Source organism: Streptomyces wuyuanensis, assembly GCF_900103455.1.
GTDB lineage: Bacteria > Actinomycetota > Actinomycetes > Streptomycetales > Streptomycetaceae > Streptomyces > Streptomyces wuyuanensis.
The window spans coordinates 174007-193010 of record NZ_FNHI01000004.1 but is presented as its reverse complement, the minus strand read 5'-3'; the positions used below and the strand labels follow the sequence as shown (position 1 = coordinate 193010).

Here is a 19004-nt window from a genome sequence, read left to right as displayed (position 1 = left end):
CGGCATCGTTCCCGTGAGCCGTTCCCGCGCGGCGCGTCGCGCGTCCGTGCACCTGTGCGGCGTTGGACGTCCGTGCACCCGTACGGGCGTTGTGCGTCCGTGCCGTCGTTGCGGCGCGGGCGGACGTCGGGGCGCGTCAGCCGGGCGCCGGCCCGTCGCCGGTGCCCGGTTCCCCCGGTTGCGTCCGGGGAGCAGGACCGCGGCGGGCGTCAGGACACGCCCGCACGCTCCCGCGAGGGCTCCGCGTCCGGGAGCGTGCCGCGTCGTGACCACAGCCGGATGGCGGCGCCGTACAGCACGACGCCCGCCGTGAGCCCCGCCCCCGCCCCGAAGCACGCGGTCGGGATGACGTCGAGCGGCGTGTCGATCCGGCCCCAGTACTGGTACCAGCGCACGGTGCGGTGCACCGTTCCCGCGAGGACGCACAGTGCCAGCAGCGCCACGCCGGCCCACCGCCCACGCCGCCCGAGCGGGGGCACGGGCACCGGCCCGGTGACCCCCTCCGTGCGCCTCCACGCGGAACCCGTGAACCAGGCCAGCGCCACCAGCGCCAGGATCGAACTCCCGTACTGCGTGTACGTATAGAGGGGGAATCCGGCGACGGATTCCGCCAGCACCGGCAGCACCCGCGTGCCCCATCGGTCGAAGTGGGTGAACGCGTCCCACACGACGTGCGTCGCCGACCCGATCGCCGCCGAGACGCAGAACCACAGAGCCAGCGACGCCCGCGTCCGTTCGCGGTGAGCGGCCCCGCCGCGCACGAGGGCGTGGGCGCGTGCCCGGAGGCGCTGCGGCAGTAGTGCCAGCAGCGGTTCACGCACCATCAGCCAGAGCCCCACCAGCCCCGCCGCGATGACGACGTCGACCGTGACCACTCCCAGCGGCCCGTGCGTGACTTCCCCGAACCACATCCCGCTGGGCAGCACGCTCGCCGCGAAGTAGGTCGTGTCCGGCGCGAACGAGCCCGCCACGAGCGCCGACGCGACCAGCGGGCCACGCGCCGTACCGTTCCTGCGGATGCCGGGCAGGACCGCCGCGGCGTGGCTGAGCGTGAATGGCATGGTGCCGCCCCGTGAACTCGTGATCCGACCAACGCGGCCCAGTATGCGGGAACCCGGCGGTGCGTCATGCGAACCGGAGGCTCCGCATCCCGTCTGTGGACGCGGGGTGAACAGTGGGCGAGAGCGGCCGGGGTGCCTGTTCTGCGGCGCCGGGAGTTGCCGTAGTGTCGCACGAGACATTGCGCGGGGAGCGCGAACAGCCGCCTATGGGGAGGGGTCAGGGGTATGGCAGCGCAATTCGGCCGCCGGCTGCGCAAGGGGGCCACCACGACGGCGGTGGCCGCGGTCGCGGTGGCCGCGCTCTCCGCGTCGCAGGCGCCGGGCGTCGCGCCTGCCGCCACCGGCGGCGATGCGCAGGCCTCCGGGCCGACCCCGCCGTCGGGCTCCTCGGCGACCGGGAACTCCCCTTACTTCACGGACCTGCCGCCGCTCAACAGCCCCAACAAACCGGGCGCGTCACCCCATCTGCCCGCGGTCGGCCCGGCGGAGGCCGGCATTCCGGCCACCGTGCTGGCCGCGTACAAGCAGGCCGAGCAGGCCGTCGCCGCCAGCGACCCCGGCTGCAGGATCCCCTGGCAGCTGCTGGCCGCGATAGGCAAGGTGGAGTCGGGCCAGGCACGCGGCGGGCGGGTCGACGCCAACGGCACGACGTTCTCCCCGATCCTCGGCCCGGTGCTGAACGGTGTCGGGTTCGCCAACATCTCCGACACCGACAACGGTGCCTACGACGGCGACCGCACGCACGACCGTGCCGTCGGCCCCATGCAGTTCATCCCGTCGACCTGGGCCACCTGGGGCCAGGACGCCAACAACGACGGCCGCAAGGACCCGAACAACATCTACGACGCGGCGCTCGCCGCCGCGAAGTACCTCTGCGCCGGCGGCCGCGACCTGTCCGTCAAGGAAGACCTCGACAAGGCGATCCTGAGCTACAACCGCTCGCGTGAGTACCTGCGGACGGTTCTCTCCTGGTTCGAGTACTACAAGCGGGGCACGCACCAGGTCCCCGACGGTACGGGGGTCCTGCCGGCCGAGCGCAGCGACAGCGGCTCCGACGGTGCGGGCCCCACACCGGCCGCGCCGGCTGCCACGCCCGGCCCGTCGCCGTCCCCCACCGCCCCCGGCGGCTCGACCGGGGGCCCTGCACCGGCCCCGTCGAATCCGGGGACCGGCGGCCCCTCTCCGGACCCGTCGAAGCCGACCACCCCGCCCCCGACGCCGACCCCTCCGCCCGCCGCGACGGTGTTCGGCATCGAGAACGCGGGCGGCGGTCGTCCCACCGCCACTGCCGGCGAGGACTTCGCCGTGCTGCCGAAGGTCCGGGCGAAGAGCCGCTCGGGTCAGTCCGTCGTCGGTGCGGACCTCGTCTTCGAGATCGTCGGCGGGACCGACGCCCGGTTCTCCGGCAACCGCACGACCGCGGTCGTGCGCACCGGAGCGGGCGGTGTCGCCGTCGCGCCCGCCCTGAAGGCCGGTGAGAAGACGGGGGACTTCACCATCCGGGTCACCGTGGTCGGCCGGGCGCTGCCCCGGCTCGACTACGCCGCGACCGTCACCCCCCGCGAGGCCGACGCGCTCGCGCGGACCGGTGACAAGGAGCTGACCACCGCGCCGTCCTCGGAGTTCGCCGATCAGGTCGAGGTCAAGGCCACGTTCAAGGGCGAGGCGGCCTCGGGTGTCGCGGTCACGGCCACGATGGTCACCGCGGCGGACGTCCCGGCCGAGAACACCCTGGGCCCCTACTTCAAGGACGCCGAGGGCAAGCCGGTCCGGACCCTCACCGAGCTGAAGACCGGAGCCGACGGCCTGCTGGTGCTGCCGAAGATCTTCTCCGACGACCAGTCCGGTACGTTCCTGCTGCGCCTGGCGACCGAGGGCGGCGCGACGCTGACCATCGAGCTGAAGGTCGCTGCCCCGGAGGCCCCGCCCGCCTGAGCCGCCGTGGCGGGCCCCGCCGCCCGGCTGCCCCGTAGGGCCGCCTCCCGGGACGGCGACACCCGCCGGACACCGCCCCTCCACGCGTATCGCGTGGAGGGGCGGTGCCGTGTGCGGTGGGGCGGGTGCGCATCCCGCGGGTGCGACGTGTTCTCATCTTCGGGCCGCGTTGCTACGGTGCCCCCGCCCGCTGTTCTGACGCTTCATCAGATCGCGTACCAGGGAGGCCGACCATGCGCGCCCTCGTCGCCGCCGCCGCAGGACTGGCCCCTGTGCTGCTCGTCGTGCTGCTCATCGCCGCCCTCGACGTCCCGCCCGGGGAGACCTCGCCCAGACCGCTCCTCACCACCGTCCCCGGCCCCAAGAAGTAGCGGGAGGAGCAGCCGTCATGCGCCGCAGAGCCAGTCTCGTGCTCCTGTCCTTCGCGGTCCTCTTCGCGGCGCTGGCGCCCGTGCTGCGCTGGTACGCCTTCCCCCGGCTGGCGAAGATCCCGCCGGGCCAGTACCAGGAGATGGTGCTCGAGGCGAGGCCCGCGACCCTGCTCCAGTACGACACCATGCAGGCGAAGCGGGTCGAGAAGGTCACCATCGTGCAGACCCTCAAGGGCAACGTGGAGGAGTCGGAGCGCATCGAGCGCGACGCCGGCAGGGACGTGGTGGTCTGGGACTCGCTCTCCTACGTCCAGGGGCCGGACGGGAAGACGGTCTCGCAGATCCCCGAGCGGTACATCTTCGACGCCCACACCCAGGCACCCGTGCACGCCACGGGGGAGTCGGTCGACGGGGACCCGGTCCGGCGCGAGGGCATCGAGTTCAAGTGGCCCTTCCTCACCGAGAAGCGCGACTACGCGTACTTCGACGCCCAGACCCGGACCTCGGCCCCCATCCACTACAAGGGAACCCGCACCTTCCGCGGCCTGGAGGTCTACTACTTCGAGCAGACGGTCCCGTGGACCAAGGTGCCCTACCCGAAGAAGATGCCGATGCACGGCATCGACGCGACGACGCTGGAGAAGCAGACCGGCACCACGCGCTGGTACACCACCAAGCGCATGTTCTGGGTCGAGCCGGTCACCGGAGCGCCCGTCAACGGCGAGGAGATCCACACCGAGGAACTGCGCGGGGGGTCGCTCCTCGGCGGCCGCGACAAGGTGACCGCGTTCTCCGGGCACGTGAAGATGCGCGAGGACTACGTGGACCACACCGTCGCCCTGGTGTCGTCCAACCGCACGCTCGTGCTCCTGCTGGTCTCCCATCTGCCGTGGACGTTCCTGACCCTCGGCGCGGGCCTCCTCGCGCTCTCCCTCCTCCTCGAGGCGCGCTCACGCCGGCCCGAGGGAGAGGCCGCGGCCGAGCGCGAACCCGAACCGACCGGGGTGTGACCGGGGCCCGGCCGGCCGGCCGCCCCTCAGCGCTTCACGCCCCGCGTGGGCTCGGCCGTCGCCGGGTCCTCGGGCCAGGGGTGCTTCGGATAGCGTCCGCGCAGCTCCGCACGGACCGCCCGGTACCCCTCGCGCCAGAACGAGGCCAGGTCCGCGGTCACCGCGGCGGGCCGTCCCGCGGGGGACAGGAGGTGGACGAGCACGGGCACTCCGGCGAGGCGCGGGGTCTCGTGCAGACCGAACAGCTCCTGGAGCTTCACGGCCAGCACGGGCTGCTCGCCCGCGTAGTCCACCCGGATCCGCGACCCGCTCGGCACCTCGACCCGCTCCGGGGCCAGTTCGTCGAGCCGCGCCGCCTCGCCCGTGGCCCAGGGGAGCAGCCGCCGAAGGCACTGCCCGGCGTCGATCCTCGCCAGATCGGCCCGGCGCCTGGCCCGGGACAGCTCGGGCTCCAGCCACTCCCCGGCGTGATCCAGCAGGGCCGGGTCCGACACGTCGGGCCAGGGCGCGCCCAGCACCCGGTGGAGGAAGCCGAGCCGCTGCCGCAGTGCCTCGGCGTCCCGCGACCACGCGAGCAGCCCCGGACCCTCGCGCCTGAGCCCCTCCAGCAGCGCGTCCCGGACCAGACCGGGCCCCGGCTGCGGCAGCGGGCGTACGGACAGTTCCACCGCGCCCAGCCGCTCCACCCGCCGGGCCACGACGTCACCGTCCTCCCAGTGCACCTCCTCGCCCCGCGCGAAGAGGTGCGCCGCCGCCGCGCGGGCGGTGTCCTCGTCCACGACGGCGGCGAGCCGCACCCGTGCGGACGCGGCCTGCGCCTGCCGGTCGGCCACCGCCACCGCCAGCCACGGGGCGCTCCGCAACGGCGACCCCTCGCCGAGTTCCGCACCGGTCCCCGAGGCCATCAGGTACGACGTCCCGCCCCTTCCCCGTGCGATCCGCTCGGGGAAGGCGAGCGCGGTCACGAAGCCGGCCACCGTGTCGTCGGAGGCGGCGGCCGCCGGACGGGCCGGGGCGTCCCCGCCGCGGCCGAGCGAACGGGCCAGCCGGTCCGCCTCCGCGCGCCAGCGCGCACCGTAGGCGTCGCCGCCGCGCCTGGCCGTGCGCCAGGCGGCCGCCAGGTCGTCCCCGTACTCACGCGGGGGCTCCTCGCTCAGCAGCGCGACGACCTCCGCGGCACGGCGGGAACCCACCTCGGGCGCGCCGTCGACCAGGGCCCGCGCGAGGCGGGGGTGGAGGCCGAGACGGGCCATGCGGCGTCCCCGGTCGGTCGCCCGTCCCGAAGCGCCGACCGCCCCCACGGCGGTGAGGACCGAGCGGGCCGCGGCCATCGCACCCGCGGGCGGCGGATCCAGCAGGGACAGCCCGGACGCGTCCGGGTCGCCCCAGCACGCCGTCTGCAGGGCGAACGCCGTCAGGTCCGCCACCTGGATCTCCGGCGCGGGGAAGCGCGGCAGCCTGGAGTCCTCCGCCTCGGTCCAGCAGCGGTAGACCGTGCCGGGCGCCTCCCGCCCCGCCCGGCCCGCCCGTTGCCGGGCCGCGGCCCGGGAGGCCCGCACCGTCGTCAGCGTCCCGAGGCCCCGGGCGTGGTCGGTGCGCGGTTCCCGGGCCAGTCCCGAGTCGACGACGATCCGCACACCGGGGACGGTCAGCGAGGACTCCGCGACGGAGGTCGCCAGCACGACCCTGCGGTGCCGCCCGGGGGAGAGCACCGCGTCCTGGACGGCCGCCGGGGCCCGCCCGTGCACCTGGAGAACCTCGGTCCCGGTGTCCCCGAGCAGCCCGGCGACCCGCGCGATCTCCCCGGCCCCCGGCAGGAAGCACAGCACGTCCCCGGTCCGCTCGGCCAGCGCGCCGCGGACCACCGACGCCACGTGCGCGAGCAGCGCCGGGTCGACCCGCATGCCGTGCGGCGGGCGCACCGGCCGCGCCGGCGGCGCCCACACCACTTCCACCGGGTGGACGACCCCCTCGGCCTCGACCACCGGCGCGCCGCCGAGGAGCCGGGCCCACCCCTCCGCGTCCGTCGTGGCCGACGCCGCCACCAGCCGCAGCTCGGGCCGCAGCGTCTCGCGTACGTCCAGCAGGAACGCCGCCACCGTGTCCGCGTCCAGATGCCGCTCGTGACACTCGTCGAGGACCACGACGTCGACCCCGGCGAGCTCCTGGTCGCGCTGGAGCCGCTGGAGCAGCACGCCCGTGGTGACGACCTCGATCTCGGTGTCCGGCCCCACGACTCGCTCGCCGCGCACCGTGAAGCCGACCCGTCCGCCCACCTTCTCGCCCAGCAGCCACGCCATCCGCCGTGCCGCCGCCCGGGCCGCGATCCGCCGCGGCTCGGCGACCACGACCCGGCCGCCGCCCGGGCGCCCGGCGAGCGCGATCGGCACCAGCGTGGTCTTGCCCGTCCCGGGCGGTGCGCACAGCACGGCGGCGCCGTGCGCGTCCAGGGCCCGTTCCAGCGCGGGCAGGGCGGTGCGTACGGGAAGCCGGGCCAGGGCGTCCTCGCGGATCACGTCACCCGTCCCCCGCCCGGGGGTCCGTGTCGCTCCGCTCGCAGACGAAGATCGCCGTACCGGGGATCAGGTTCCCGCGCAGGGGGGACCAGCCGGCCCACTCCTGGCTGTTCCACGCCGGCCACTCCGGCTCGACCAGGTCCACCAGCCGGAAGCCGCCCGCCACCACGTCGCGGACCCGGTCGCCGATCGTCCTGTGGTGCTCCACGTAGACGGCGCGGCCCTCCTCGTCCTGCTCGACGTACGGGGTGCGGTCGAAGTACGAGGCGGCGACGCCCAGCCCCTCGGGGCCGGGCTCGTCGGGGAACGCCCAGCGGATCGGGTGCGTGACGGAGAAGACCCACCGCCCGCCCGGCCGCAGGACCCGCCGCACCTCCCGGAACACGCCCACCGGGTCGGCCACGAACGGCACGGCTCCGTACGCGGAGCAGGCCAGGTCGAAGGAGGCGTCGGCGAAGGGCAGCGCGCCGGCGTCCGCTTCGACCAGCGGGAAGCCGGTGCCGAGGCGCAGGGCGTGCTGGAGCTGGCGGTGCGAGAGGTCGAGGGCCACCGGCCGCGCGCCCTGGGCCATCAGCCAGCGGGAGCACTGGGCCGCGCCGGCGCCGATCTCCAGCACGTCGGCGCCCCGCAGCGACTCCGCCGGGCCGAGCAGCCGGGCCTGCTCCTCGTCCAGGCCCTCGGGCCCCCAGACGAACCGGTCGTCCCCGAGGAAGGAGCCGTGCTCGGTCTGGTACTCGTCGGCGTTGCGGTCCCACCAGCCGCGGTTGGCGCGGCTGCTCTCCGCGCCGCCGGCGTCACGCCGGGTCGCCTCCGGTTCGTACTCTTGGATCATCTCGCCCGTCGTTGTACGTTGCTGGTACCTCGCCCGGAGCGCCGCGACGGCCCTGCGGCCGTGTCGTGGAGGAGCGAGGCGCGGCCATCATGGCCTCGGCAAACCTTAGTTGTGCCGGGTATGCGGCGTTCCGCCCCGGGTGGGGGCCTTCGCGCATTGACCGTGCCCTGCCGTCCCCGTATGCTAAAGGTTGCGCTGCGGGCTTGCGCGCCTCAGACGGAGCAGGCCGCGCTCGCATCTGTTGTATGTCCCCTCGGTTTTCGAGGCGCCATTCCTCTCGGGTTGGCGCTTCCTTGGCTGTCCGGCTTCTTCAGCTGCGATACGGGCTCACGGCGTAGCAGTACCTACGACTTCAATGTCCGTACCGGAGCCCTTTCCCACATGACGAGCAGCACCGAGACCACCGCCACCACCCCGCAGGTTGCGGTCAACGACATCGGTAACGAGGAAGCCTTCCTCGCCGCGATCGACGAGACGATCAAGTACTTCAACGACGGCGACATCGTCGACGGCGTCATCGTGAAGGTCGACCGGGACGAGGTCCTGCTCGACATCGGTTACAAGACCGAAGGTGTCATCCCGAGCCGCGAGCTCTCGATCAAGCACGACGTCGACCCCAACGAGGTCGTCGCCGTCGGTGACGAGATCGAGGCCCTGGTCCTCCAGAAGGAGGACAAGGAAGGCCGCCTGATCCTCTCGAAGAAGCGCGCCCAGTACGAGCGTGCCTGGGGCACCATCGAGAAGATCAAGGAAGAGGACGGCATCGTCACCGGTACCGTCATCGAGGTCGTCAAGGGTGGTCTCATCCTCGACATCGGCCTCCGTGGCTTCCTCCCGGCCTCCCTGGTCGAGATGCGCCGCGTCCGCGACCTCCAGCCGTACGTCGGCAAGGAGCTCGAGGCCAAGATCATCGAGCTGGACAAGAACCGCAACAACGTGGTCCTGTCCCGCCGTGCCTGGCTGGAGCAGACCCAGTCCGAGGTCCGCCAGACGTTCCTCACCACCCTGCAGAAGGGTCAGGTCCGTTCCGGCGTCGTCTCCTCGATCGTCAACTTCGGTGCCTTCGTGGACCTGGGTGGCGTCGACGGCCTCGTGCACGTCTCCGAGCTGTCCTGGAAGCACATCGACCACCCGTCCGAGGTCGTCGAGGTCGGCCAGGAGGTCACCGTCGAGGTCCTCGACGTCGACATGGACCGCGAGCGTGTCTCCCTGTCGCTGAAGGCGACGCAGGAAGACCCGTGGCAGCAGTTCGCCCGCACGCACCAGATCGGCCAGGTCGTCCCGGGCAAGGTCACGAAGCTGGTTCCGTTCGGTGCGTTCGTCCGCGTGGACGAGGGCATCGAGGGTCTGGTCCACATCTCCGAGCTGGCCGAGCGCCACGTGGAGATCCCGGAGCAGGTCGTCCAGGTCAACGACGAGATCTTCGTCAAGGTCATCGACATCGACCTCGAGCGTCGCCGGATCTCGCTGTCCCTGAAGCAGGCCAACGAGTCCTTCGGTGCCGACCCGGCGTCGGTCGAGTTCGACCCGACCCTGTACGGCATGGCCGCGTCCTACGACGACCAGGGCAACTACATCTACCCCGAGGGCTTCGACCCCGAGACCAACGACTGGCTCGAGGGCTACGAGAAGCAGCGCGAGGAGTGGGAGCGCCAGTACGCCGAGGCGCAGCAGCGCTTCGAGCAGCACCAGGCGCAGGTCATCAAGTCCCGCGAGGCCGACGAGGCCGCCGCTGCCGAGGGCGGCCAGGCCGCTCCGGCCGCCGCGCCGCAGGGCGGTTCCTACTCCTCGGAGTCGGACGACAACTCCGGCGCCCTGGCGTCGGACGAGGCCCTCGCCGCGCTCCGCGAGAAGCTGGCCGGCGGCCAGAGCTGAAAGGCTCCCCGTTAGCCACCAGGCAACTGGCACGGAGGCCCGCCCCTTTCCGGGGGCGGGCCTCCGTCGTTGCTCCCAGGCCGTCCCCGGCGCGCCGCGGCCCGCACCTTCCTGGCTCTCCGGAGCCGATCCGGTACCGGCGGGAATGATCGCGTCGCCCGTGAGGTTGACACCGGAGACACGGAGAAGGGGCGGTAATGGTGCGAGATCCGCAGAGTCTGTACGAGTGGGAGCCGAAGGGCCTGGCGGTAGTCGACGTGGCGCTGGCGCAGGAGTCGGCCGGACTCGTCATGCTGTACCACTTCGACGGGTACATCGACGCGGGCGAGACGGGCGAGCAGATCGTGGACACCCTGCTGGAGTCCCTGCCCCACCAGGTGGTGGCCCGTTTCGACCACGACCGGCTCGTCGACTACCGCGCCCGCCGCCCGCTGCTGACCTTCCGCCGCGACCGCTGGACCGGTTTCGAGACCCCGTCCCTGGAGGTCCGGCTGGTCCAGGACGCCACCGGCGCCCCCTTCCTGCTGCTGGCCGGTCCGGAGCCCGACGTCGAGTGGGAACTGTTCGCCGCCGCCGTACGGCAGATCGTCGAGCGGCTCGGTGTGCGCCTCTCCGTGAACTTCCACGGCATCCCCATGGGAGTCCCGCACACCCGCCCCGTCGGCATCACCCCGCACGGCAACCGCACGGACCTGATGCCCGGTCACCGCAGCCCCTTCGACGAGGCGCAGGTGCCGGGAAGCGCCGAGTCCCTCGTCGAGTACCGGCTGGCACAGTGGGGCCACGACGTCCTCGGCGTCGCAGCCCACGTGCCGCACTACGTGGCCCGGTCCTCGTACCCGGACGCAGCGCTGACCGCCCTGGAGGCGATCACCGCCGCGACCGGCCTGGTGCTCCCCGCCGTCGCCCACACCCTGCGCACCCAGGCCCAGCGCACCCAGACCGAGATCGAACGGCAGATCGGCGAAGGGGACGAGGAGCTGACGTCGCTGGTGCGAGGGCTCGAGCACCAGTACGACGCCATCGCCGGTGCCGACACGCGCGGCAGCCTGGTCGCCGAACCGGTGGAGCTGCCGTCCGCGGACGAGATCGGCAGGCAGTTCGAGCGGTTCCTGGCCGAGCGCGAGGGCGACTCCTAGACCGTGGCCGAAGGGATCTGCCGGACCCGGCCCGGGTGGGCCCCGGAGCCCGGCCGACCGCCGCACCCGGCACACGCCTAAGCTTCCGCACATGCTGAAGGTGGGCCTGACCGGCGGTATCGGCGCCGGCAAGAGCGAAGTGTCCCGGCTCCTCGCGTCGTACGGCGCGGTGCTGATCGACGCCGACAAGATCGCCCGGGAGGTCGTCGAGCCAGGCACGCCCGGCCTGGCGGCCGTCGTCGAGGCGTTCGGCCCCGGCATCCTCACCCCGGAGGGCACCCTCGACCGACCCGCACTCGGAGCGATCGTCTTCGGGGACGCGGAACGGCTGGCGGAACTCAACGCCATCGTGCACCCCCTGGTCGGGGCGCGGTCGGCCGAGCTGGAGGCCGCGGCCGGCCCGGACGCGGTGGTCGTCCACGACGTCCCACTGCTCACGGAGAACGGCCTCGCCCCCCTGTACGACCTGGTCGTCGTCGTGGACGCGGCCCCCGAAACCCAGCTGGACCGGCTCGTACGGCAGCGCGGCATGACCGAGTCGGAGGCGCGCGCCCGGATGGCCGTGCAGGCGACGCGCGAGCAGCGCAGGGCCATCGCCGATCTGCTCGTCGACAACGACGGACCGATCGAGGCGCTGGAACCCCGCGTCCGCAAGATCTGGGCGGAGCTGAACGAGCGGGCGCGGCGTCGTCGCGCCGAGTGACCGACCGGCCCCGGCCCGCCGGGGCGGGCGCGGGTGCGGCGTGCGGGGGGCCGCCTGGCCGTCCCGTGGGGCGGGCGCGGGCGCGGGCGCGTGCGGGACCGTCCGGCCGCCCCGGCGCGTCCGTTTGGTGCCGGGGCGCCGGGAATCCCCCGCGGCCCGGGACGTTGAATACGTGAGGGGGGAGGGAAGGATGCCAGCGTGCCCGAGACCACCCCGGAGACCCACGTCATCGACTTCCGCGCGGCCGAGCAGCTGCTCGCCTCGCGGGACCCGCGCGGAGCGATCAAGCTCCTCGACTCGGTCATCGCCGCCCACCCGGAGAGCAGGGCGGCCCGTCTGCTGCGGGCGCGCGCCTACTTCGCGTCCGCCCAACTGCGCGCGGCCGAGCGCGAGTTCCAGCACATAGTCGACCACGAACCCGACAACGCCTTCGCTCACTTCGCGCTGGCCCGCACCTTCCAGCGCTCCGGCCGGCCGGACCAGGCGCTGCGGCACTTCCGCCTCGCCGCCGCGCTCGATCCCAAGCCCGAGTACCTCGAAGCGGCCCGCTTCGATTCCTGATACTCGAGCGTGCTGCGCAGTGGCTCCGTGCGCCCGCAGGTCACGAGGGACCTGCGCAAGACGCTTCAGCGACGTCGCCGATTGTCCCCGCGGTCCGGCTCGTACGGCGGGATGCCGGGCCCGGGCTGGTAGTGGGGCCCCTGGTGCAACCGGTGCACCACGATCATCAGGTCGGTCATGACGACCAGGCTCAGCACCGCGCAGGCGATCGCCCACCCGGGGCGTGCGGCGAGCGCGAACAGAGTCGTGCCCGCGACCGCCCACAGCAGTCCCCACACACTCAGCCAGAACCGCATCCGCAGCGGACTGCGCGCCGTGGCCGGCTCGTTTCCCGTACGCATGGACATCGCCTCTTCCCCTTCCAGGATCCACCCGGGAGCCGGGGACGGGACCGTGTCCGCGCGGATTCGTGCGGGCCGGCTTCCGCGGGCCGGCTTCCGCGGGGCGGGCGGCTGCGGGTTGCCGGGCGAAGGCTCCGGAGGAACGGGCCGTCGAGCGGGCGATGAGTTCGCGGCGTGTTCCGGGTCTGACCCTGTGCGAGCGCCGCGAGGCGCCTGTACGGATCGCCGACACGGCACAGCCCGCAGAGGAGAACTCCATGTCCGCCACCGCCCCGCGCACCCCCGCCGGCGCCCCCGTCCCCGCCGCCGCGGCAGGCGCCCCCGCCGCGACCCACGGCGCCGGTACCGGCCGCCGCGCGCATCTGACGGCGCTGACGCTCCAGGTGCTGCTCGCCCTGTTCCTCGGCGGTGCCAGCGCCTTCCCCAAGCTGATCGGGCACTCCTCGGCCGCGGAGTCCTTCGACAGGATCGGATTCGGGGACTGGTTCATGTACACCGTCGGCGCGCTCGAGCTGGCCGGGGCGGTGGCGCTGCTCATCCCCGTTCTCGCCGGGGTCTCGGCGCTGGCGCTGATCGGCCTGATGGCCGGGGCGTTCGTGACGCAGATGACCGTGTTCGACGGGCAGTACGCCCTCACGCCCGTGCTGGTGGCGCTGCCGCTCGCGGTGATCGCCCGCGTCCGGTGGCACCGCAACGCCGAGCTCGTGGCACTCCTCCGCCGCCGCCGGTGAGCCGGACGCCTCCCGCCGCCGGGCGGTGCTCAGCGGCCCGCGCCGGGTTCCCCGCGGCCGCCGCGAGTGCTCAGTGGACCCAGCTGTAGCTGCGCCAGGGCTGGGTGCCGGGAGCGATGTTGTCGAAGAGCGTCGTCGCGATGTACGTCGTGTCGCCGCCCGTGCAGTTCGGTGTGCGGTAGGCGATGAGGTCGATCAGGGTCGCGTTCTGGATGCGTACCGCTCCGGCCGGCAGGAGCTTGTGGCAGCCGGTCACCACGGGGTTGGACACCGTGACGACCCGGTCCTCGCCGGCCTCGTAGGTCACCGTGCCCACGGCGGTCCGGCCCAGGCCGGAACAGCCGGTGAGGGCGGCGGTCAGAAGCACTGCCCCGGCGGCGATGCCGAGGCGCCGGTGATCGGCCATGACTGGTCCCCGTCTGTGGTGCGGACTCCTGCAAAGACCCTGCCGGACGTCCTCGGGGTCCGCACGCCGGATGCGCCCGCTCAGGGGACGCCTGTCCGTGCACGGCGCTCGACCGCCGCAACGGACAGGAATACCGTTGCATCACAGACCGAACCTCCCCGACGCGTGAAACAGCAGGGGGTGCCGTGATGGTTGTGGATCTCGTGGCGATCGGTGTCGCGGCGGGTGCCGCGTGCACCGCCTATGTCGTGGCCGCGGCCAAGGTCGTGAAGCAGTACGAGCGGGGCGTGGTCTTCCGCCTCGGCCGGCTGCGCGACCGGGTCCGCGAACCCGGATTCACCATGATCGTTCCGTTCGTCGACCGGCTGCACAAGGTCAACATGCAGATCGTGACGATGCCCGTGCCCGCGCAGGAGGGCATCACCAGGGACAACGTCACGGTCAGGGTGGACGCCGTCGTCTACTTCAAGGTGGTCGACGCGTCGGACGCCCTCGTGAAGGTCGAGGACTACCGCTTCGCCGTCTCCCAGATGGCCCAGACGTCCCTGCGCTCGATCATCGGCAAGAGCGAGCTGGACGACCTCCTGTCCAACCGAGAGAAGCTCAACCAGGGTCTCGAACTCATGATCGACAGCCCGGCGCTCGGCTGGGGCGTGAGCGTCGACCGGGTGGAGATCAAGGACGTGTCGCTGCCGGAGACGATGAAACGCTCCATGGCACGCCAGGCGGAGGCCGACCGGGAGCGCCGGGCGCGCGTCATCAACGCGGACGCGGAACTCCAGGCGTCGAAGAAGCTGGCCGAGGCGGCGCACCAGATGTCGGAGACACCGGCGGCCCTGCAACTGCGCCTGCTGCAGACGGTCATGGCGGTCGCCGCCGAGAAGAACTCCACCCTGGTCCTGCCCATCCCGGTGGAGCTCCTGCGCTTCCTGGAACGCGGTTCCGCCCCCGCCCGGGAAACGGAACCCGATCACGAGGAACACGCGGTGAAGCCGCCGCTGAACGCACCGGTGACCAACCCGACGGCCGTTCCCGCCATGCCGAACGCCCCGATGCCCGTCGTACCCGAGAGCCCCGCGGCCCTCGGCGACCAGGCGCACGGCGGGCACGAGTCTCTGGGCGACGGAAGGAGATGAGCCGCCGGCCGCGCGTCGCCGGGCGGTGGGACACGCCCCGCGCCACCGCCCGGCGAACCCCCGCACGGCACCCGGCCGCGACGCGGGCCGGGGTCGGTGTCAGACCCTCCCCGTAAGGTCGTTCACCGATGGCGCGGTCCGCGACGCGCCGCCCGTTACGACCGAGGGGAAGGGAGACGGACCGGGCATGCTGCACACCCTTGCCGCCGTCTTCCTCCCCGCGGCGCTGCCCCGCGACGGGCGGGTCGCCTTCTGGAGCCCCGACGGGGAGCCGCTGCCCGGCCCCGCCGCGGCGGAGGAAGCCGTCGCCCCCGGCACACCCGGCGAGATCACCGTCGTCCGCGGGCACGGCGCCGGGGTCCGCAGCCGTACCGTGCCCGCCCTGCTCCTCCCGCTCGCCGCCGCCGTGCCGCTGCTCGCCGGCGCCCGCCACGACGCCGCGGCCCACCCGGCCACCGCCTGCTGGGGGGCCGCCGCCCTGCACGCCCTCCAGCTGGTCGCCCGGGGCAGGCTGCTGCCCGGCCTGACGCCGACGGACCACGACGCCTGGCGCGCCGGACCACTGGACGCGGACGACATCGCCCAGCTCCGGGCCATCGCCGCCGCCATGCCGCCCGAGGCGCACGCCACCCCCCTCCCAGGGCTGCGGCCGCTCCAACTGCCCGAGCCCGAGGCCCTGGTCAGGGCGTTCCTCGACGCCGTCGCCGACAGCCTGCCGCGCACCCCGGCGGCCGAGCACGCCGCGGGCAGGCCCTTCGCCGCCACGGCGCCGCAGCATCTGCCGCACGCCCGCGAGTGGGCGGCCCAGGCCGCGGCCGGAATGGACGCGGGCGTGCGGATCTCCCTGCGTCTCGACCTGTCCGCCTACGAACTCTTCGACGAGTCCGAGGAGGGCGGCGAAGCCCGGCAGGCCGCTGCGGCCCTCGTCCAGGTGCACAGCCTCGCCGACCCGACCCTCGTGGTCGACGCCGCGCGTCTGTGGGCGGGGGAGGGCGACGAGCACTTCGGCCCCCGCGCCCGCATCGACGCCGTGCTGGCCCTGCGCCGCGCCGCCCGCGTCTGGCCCCCGCTGGGCCGGCTCCTCGAGCGCGAGGTGCCCGACGTCCTGTCCGTCACCGAGGAAGAGCTGTACGAGCTGCTGGGGCCGGCCGCCACCCGCCTCGCCGACGCCGGGATCGCCGTCCACTGGCCCCGGGAGCTCGCCAGGACCCTCAGCGCCACGGCGGTCGTCCGCGCGCCCGCCCCCGGCTCCGCCACGGACGGCACACCGTTCTTCGAGAGTGAGCAGCTCCTGCGGTTCGACTGGCGGCTGGCGCTGGACGGGGACCCGCTCACCGAGCAGGAGATGGACGAACTCGCCGAGTCCCACCGGCCCGTCGTGCGTCTGCGCGACCAGTGGGTGGTCGTCGACCCGGATCTCGTGCGAAAGGCCCGCAAGCGGGAACTCGGCCTGCTGGAACCGGTGGACGCCCTGGCCGTGGCGCTGACCGGCACCGCCGAGGTCGACGGAGAGACCGTCGAGGCCGTCCCCGAGGGCGCGCTGGCCGCCCTCAGGGACCGGCTCGTCCACGGCCCCGTCGCCCTCGCCCAGCCCGCCGCTCTCGCCGCCACCCTGCGCGACTACCAGCTGCGCGGGCTCGCCTGGCTCGATCTGATGACCTCGCTTGGCCTCGGCGGCTGCCTCGCCGACGACATGGGCCTCGGCAAGACCGTGACCGTCATCGCGCTCCATCTCCACCGCGCCGAGCACCGGGGCCACACGGCACCCACCCTCGTCGTCTGCCCGGCGTCCCTGCTCGGCAACTGGCAGCGGGAGATCACCCGCTTCGCCCCCGGAGTGGCCGTACGGCGCTTCCACGGCCAGGAGCGCAGCCTCGACAGCGGCCCCGGCGGCTTCGTCCTCACCACCTACGGCACGATGCGCACGAGCGCCGCGGAGATCGCCGCCCGGCGATGGGGCATGGTCGTCGCGGACGAGGCCCAGCACGTCAAGAACCCCTTCTCGGCGACCGCCAAGGCCCTGCGCACGATCCCCGCCCCGGCCCGCGTGGCCCTCACCGGCACCCCCGTCGAGAACAACCTCTCCGAGCTGTGGTCCCTCCTCGACTGGACCACACCGGGACTCCTCGGCCCGCTGAAGGCCTTCCGCTCGCGTCACGCCCGCGCCGTCGAGAACAACGAGCACGTCGGCAACGAGGAGGCGGTCGAGCGCCTCTCCCGACTCGTCCGCCCCTTCCTGCTGCGGCGGAGGAAGAGCGACCCCGGCATCGTGCCGGAGCTTCCCCCGAAGACCGAGTCCGACCACCCCGTCCCGCTCACCCGGGAACAGGCCTCGCTGTACGAGGCGGTCGTGCGGGAGACCATGGCCCGGATCGAGACCGCCGAGGGCATCGCCCGCCGCGGACTCGTCATGAAGCTGCTCACCTCGCTCAAGCAGATCTGCAACCACCCGGCGCAGTTCCTGAAGGAGGACCGCCCCCGCCTCACGGCGCGGTCCGGCAAGCTCGCGCTGCTGGACGAACTGCTCGACACGATCCTCGCCGAGGACGGATCCGTGCTCGTCTTCACCCAGTACGTGGCGATGGCGCGGCTCATCACCGACCATCTGTCCTCCCGCGCCGTCCCGTCCCAGCTGCTGCACGGCTCCACCCCCGTGCCGGAGCGGGAGAGGATGGTGGACCGCTTCCAGTCGGGCGAGATCCCCGTCTTCGTCCTCTCCCTCAAGGCGGCCGGCACCGGACTCAACCTGACCCGCGCGGGCCACGTCGTCCACTACGACCGCTGGTGGAACCCCGCGGTCGAGGACCAGGCCACCGACCGCGCCTACCGCATCGGACAGACCCAGCCCGTCCAGGTCCACCGGCTGATCGCCGAGGGCACGGTCGAGGACCGCATCGCCGAACTGCTGCTGTCGAAGCGGGCGCTGGCGGACGCGGTCCTCGGCTCGGGCGAGGCCGCGCTGACCGAGCTCACCGACCGGGAGCTGGCCGACCTGGTGTCCCTGAGGAGGCCCTCGTGACCCCCCGCCGCACCGGACCGGCCGGACCGAACCGCGCCGACCGCCCCGGCCGCGAGACCCCGCGCCGGCCGGACGACCGGCGGCGCACGTTCCCCGCCCTCGCGCCCCGCGCGGGCCAGGAGGACTTCGCCGCCTCCTGGTGGGGCAACGCCTGGGTGGACGCCCTGGAGGACACCGCCCTCGACCCCAACCGGCTCGCTCGCGGCCGGGCGTACGCGGGACGGGGCCACGTCGACGCGATCACCGTGACCCCGGGCAGGGTCGTCGCGTACGTCCATGGCACCCGACCTCGCCCCTACCGCGCGGAGATCCGGCTGCGCACCCTCGGCGAGGACGACTGGGAGCGGCTGCTGGACGCGGCAGCCGCCCGCCCCGACCACATCGCGGCCCTGCTCGACAAGGACGTCCCGCACGCGCTCGCGGCCGCCGCCGACCTGCTGCCCGCCCCCGGTGACCTGATCCCCGACTGCTCGTGCCCCGACGACGGATTCCCCTGCAAGCACGCCGCCGCGCTCTGCTACCAGACCGCCAGGATCCTCGACGAGGACCCGTTCGTGCTGTTCCTCATGCGCGGCCGCGGCGAACAGGAGATCCTCGCCGAACTTACCCGGCGCAACGCCGCCCGCTCCGCGGCCGAACGCGGCGCGGCCCGGCACGAGGCCGCCCCCGCGGGACGACACACCGGCGCCCCCGCCCTCGCCACGGTCCGCGCCCGCGACGCCCTCACCCCGCGGACACGCCCCCCGCTCCCGCCCCCACTGCCCGTACCGCAGCAGCCCGGGCGTCCTCCCGTGTACCCACAGGCCGTCGGCGCGCCCGACCCGCTCGCCCTCGACCTCCTCGCCGGTGAGGCCGCGGCCCGTGCCCATGCCACCCTGCACACGGGCAGGGACCCGGTCGGCGGGCTCAGCCTCTGGCAGGACGCGGTCCGCCTCGCCGCCGCCCACCCCGGATCAGGGCTGACCGCCTCCACCCGCGCGCTGTACACCGCGCTGGCCCGCGCGGGCGGCCGCAGCACCACCGACCTCGCGCGCGCCGTGGCGGCCTGGCGCCAGGGCGGGCTCGCCGGACTCGCGGCCCTGGAGGAGGAGTGGGATCCGCCGGCCGGCCCCTTCGACCGCGCCCGCCCCGCCCTGACCGCCGCGGACTTCCCGCACTTCCGCCCCTGGCGCAATCGCCTCTCCACCCCGTCCCTCCAACTGCGCCTGGGCCGGGACGGATTGTGGTACGGATACGAGTCCGACCCCGGCCGCGACGACTGGTGGCCGCGAGGCGTCCCGGACGAGGACCCGGTGGGGGCGCTCACGACCCTGCTGGGCCGCTGAGCCGGGCGGAGGCGCCGCCGGGACCGGCCGCGCCGACCACCCA

At 73.8% G+C, this 19004-nt stretch carries 16 protein-coding genes; 11 read left to right on the top strand and 5 right to left on the bottom strand.

What is annotated here, in order from left to right; genetic code table 11:
* Positions 1 to 209 precede the first annotated feature (209 nt).
* Entirely contained in the window at positions 210 to 1061 is an 852-nt protein-coding gene (locus BLT82_RS08115; protein WP_093653177.1) for a DUF4184 family protein, read from the bottom strand.
* Between the two features lie 225 nt (positions 1062 to 1286).
* Between BLT82_RS08115 and BLT82_RS08110 the strand changes: the two genes are divergently transcribed.
* From BLT82_RS08110 to BLT82_RS08105, 3 genes are all read left to right on the top strand, one after another.
* Positions 1287 to 2996 (top strand): lytic transglycosylase domain-containing protein, encoded by a 1710-nt coding sequence (locus BLT82_RS08110; protein WP_093653176.1) that lies wholly within the window; start codon positions 1287 to 1289, stop codon positions 2994 to 2996.
* 233 nt (positions 2997 to 3229) lie between these two features.
* Positions 3230 to 3367 (top strand): SPW_0924 family protein, encoded by a 138-nt coding sequence (locus BLT82_RS36255; RefSeq protein ID WP_107490235.1) that lies wholly within the window; start codon positions 3230 to 3232, stop codon positions 3365 to 3367.
* Positions 3368 to 3384: 17 nt separating this feature from the next.
* Positions 3385 to 4377, top strand: coding sequence for a cell envelope lipid trafficking protein PgfA (locus BLT82_RS08105; protein WP_093653175.1), 993 nt, complete (start codon positions 3385 to 3387; stop codon positions 4375 to 4377).
* Between the two features lie 26 nt (positions 4378 to 4403).
* On the opposite strand, the gene hrpB is transcribed toward BLT82_RS08105, so the two are convergent.
* Positions 4404 to 6893 carry an ATP-dependent helicase HrpB gene (gene hrpB / locus BLT82_RS08100; protein ID WP_093653174.1) on the bottom strand — a complete coding sequence of 830 codons (2490 nt, stop codon included), beginning with the start codon at positions 6891 to 6893 and terminating at the stop codon, positions 4404 to 4406.
* A gap of 1 nt (position 6894) precedes the next feature.
* Complete coding sequence (locus tag BLT82_RS08095; protein ID WP_093653173.1) at positions 6895 to 7725, bottom strand: class I SAM-dependent methyltransferase; 831 nt, start codon at positions 7723 to 7725, stop codon at positions 6895 to 6897.
* Between the two features lie 381 nt (positions 7726 to 8106).
* Between BLT82_RS08095 and rpsA the strand changes: the two genes are divergently transcribed.
* The 4 genes from rpsA to BLT82_RS08075 all read left to right on the top strand — a co-directional run bounded on the left by rpsA (position 8107) and on the right by BLT82_RS08075 (position 12003).
* Entirely contained in the window at positions 8107 to 9600 is a 1494-nt protein-coding gene (gene rpsA, locus BLT82_RS08090) for a 30S ribosomal protein S1 (protein ID WP_017947549.1), read from the top strand.
* Between the two features lie 200 nt (positions 9601 to 9800).
* Entirely contained in the window at positions 9801 to 10739 is a 939-nt protein-coding gene (locus BLT82_RS08085; protein WP_093653351.1) for a PAC2 family protein, read from the top strand.
* A 91-nt stretch (positions 10740 to 10830) separates the two neighbouring features.
* Positions 10831 to 11442, top strand: a complete 612-nt coding sequence (coaE, locus tag BLT82_RS08080) for a dephospho-CoA kinase (RefSeq protein ID WP_093653172.1) — start codon at positions 10831 to 10833, stop codon at positions 11440 to 11442.
* Positions 11443 to 11640: 198 nt separating this feature from the next.
* The gene (locus tag BLT82_RS08075) at positions 11641 to 12003 is read left to right on the top strand and encodes a tetratricopeptide repeat protein (protein WP_093653171.1); all 363 of its coding nucleotides are present in this window, start codon (positions 11641 to 11643) and stop codon (positions 12001 to 12003) included.
* Positions 12004 to 12068: 65 nt separating this feature from the next.
* Here BLT82_RS08075 and BLT82_RS08070 read toward each other — a convergent pair whose 3' ends face one another.
* Entirely contained in the window at positions 12069 to 12344 is a 276-nt protein-coding gene (locus BLT82_RS08070) for a DUF6343 family protein (protein WP_093653350.1), read from the bottom strand.
* 257 nt (positions 12345 to 12601) lie between these two features.
* Here BLT82_RS08070 and BLT82_RS08065 point away from each other — a divergent pair, with 257 nt between their 5' ends.
* Positions 12602 to 13075, top strand: a complete 474-nt coding sequence (locus BLT82_RS08065; protein WP_093653349.1) for a DoxX family protein — start codon at positions 12602 to 12604, stop codon at positions 13073 to 13075.
* A gap of 70 nt (positions 13076 to 13145) precedes the next feature.
* Here the strand turns inward: BLT82_RS08065 and BLT82_RS08060 are convergent, their stop codons facing one another.
* Positions 13146 to 13481 carry a hypothetical protein gene (locus BLT82_RS08060; protein WP_093653170.1) on the bottom strand — a complete coding sequence of 112 codons (336 nt, stop codon included), beginning with the start codon at positions 13479 to 13481 and terminating at the stop codon, positions 13146 to 13148.
* Between the two features lie 188 nt (positions 13482 to 13669).
* Between BLT82_RS08060 and BLT82_RS08055 the strand changes: the two genes are divergently transcribed.
* The 3 genes from BLT82_RS08055 to BLT82_RS08045 all read left to right on the top strand — a co-directional run bounded on the left by BLT82_RS08055 (position 13670) and on the right by BLT82_RS08045 (position 18961).
* On the top strand, positions 13670 to 14617 hold the full coding sequence (locus BLT82_RS08055) for a slipin family protein (protein WP_093653169.1): 948 nt from the start codon (positions 13670 to 13672) through the stop codon (positions 14615 to 14617).
* Between the two features lie 187 nt (positions 14618 to 14804).
* Positions 14805 to 17636 (top strand): DEAD/DEAH box helicase, encoded by a 2832-nt coding sequence (locus tag BLT82_RS08050; protein WP_093653168.1) that lies wholly within the window; start codon positions 14805 to 14807, stop codon positions 17634 to 17636.
* Positions 17633 to 18961 (top strand): SWIM zinc finger family protein, encoded by a 1329-nt coding sequence (locus tag BLT82_RS08045; RefSeq protein ID WP_093653167.1) that lies wholly within the window; start codon positions 17633 to 17635, stop codon positions 18959 to 18961. The genes BLT82_RS08050 and BLT82_RS08045 overlap by 4 nt, the downstream gene beginning before the upstream one ends.
* Positions 18962 to 19004 lie beyond the last annotated feature (43 nt).

Excerpts from the sequence above, each read along its gene's own strand:
- BLT82_RS08115 (WP_093653177.1), bottom strand. The coding sequence starts at position 1,061 with ATGCCATTCACGCTCAGCCACGCCGCGGCGGTCCTGCCCGGCATCCGC.
- BLT82_RS08110 (WP_093653176.1), top strand. The coding sequence starts at position 1,287 with ATGGCAGCGCAATTCGGCCGCCGGCTGCGCAAGGGGGCCACCACGACG.
- BLT82_RS36255 (WP_107490235.1), top strand. The coding sequence starts at position 3,230 with ATGCGCGCCCTCGTCGCCGCCGCCGCAGGACTGGCCCCTGTGCTGCTC.
- BLT82_RS08105 (WP_093653175.1), top strand. The coding sequence starts at position 3,385 with ATGCGCCGCAGAGCCAGTCTCGTGCTCCTGTCCTTCGCGGTCCTCTTC.
- BLT82_RS08095 (WP_093653173.1), bottom strand. The coding sequence starts at position 7,725 with ATGATCCAAGAGTACGAACCGGAGGCGACCCGGCGTGACGCCGGCGGC.
- rpsA (WP_017947549.1), top strand. The coding sequence starts at position 8,107 with ATGACGAGCAGCACCGAGACCACCGCCACCACCCCGCAGGTTGCGGTC.
- coaE (WP_093653172.1), top strand. The coding sequence starts at position 10,831 with ATGCTGAAGGTGGGCCTGACCGGCGGTATCGGCGCCGGCAAGAGCGAA.
- BLT82_RS08070 (WP_093653350.1), bottom strand. The coding sequence starts at position 12,344 with ATGCGTACGGGAAACGAGCCGGCCACGGCGCGCAGTCCGCTGCGGATG.
- BLT82_RS08065 (WP_093653349.1), top strand. The coding sequence starts at position 12,602 with ATGTCCGCCACCGCCCCGCGCACCCCCGCCGGCGCCCCCGTCCCCGCC.
- BLT82_RS08060 (WP_093653170.1), bottom strand. The coding sequence starts at position 13,481 with ATGGCCGATCACCGGCGCCTCGGCATCGCCGCCGGGGCAGTGCTTCTG.
- BLT82_RS08055 (WP_093653169.1), top strand. The coding sequence starts at position 13,670 with ATGGTTGTGGATCTCGTGGCGATCGGTGTCGCGGCGGGTGCCGCGTGC.
- BLT82_RS08050 (WP_093653168.1), top strand. The coding sequence starts at position 14,805 with ATGCTGCACACCCTTGCCGCCGTCTTCCTCCCCGCGGCGCTGCCCCGC.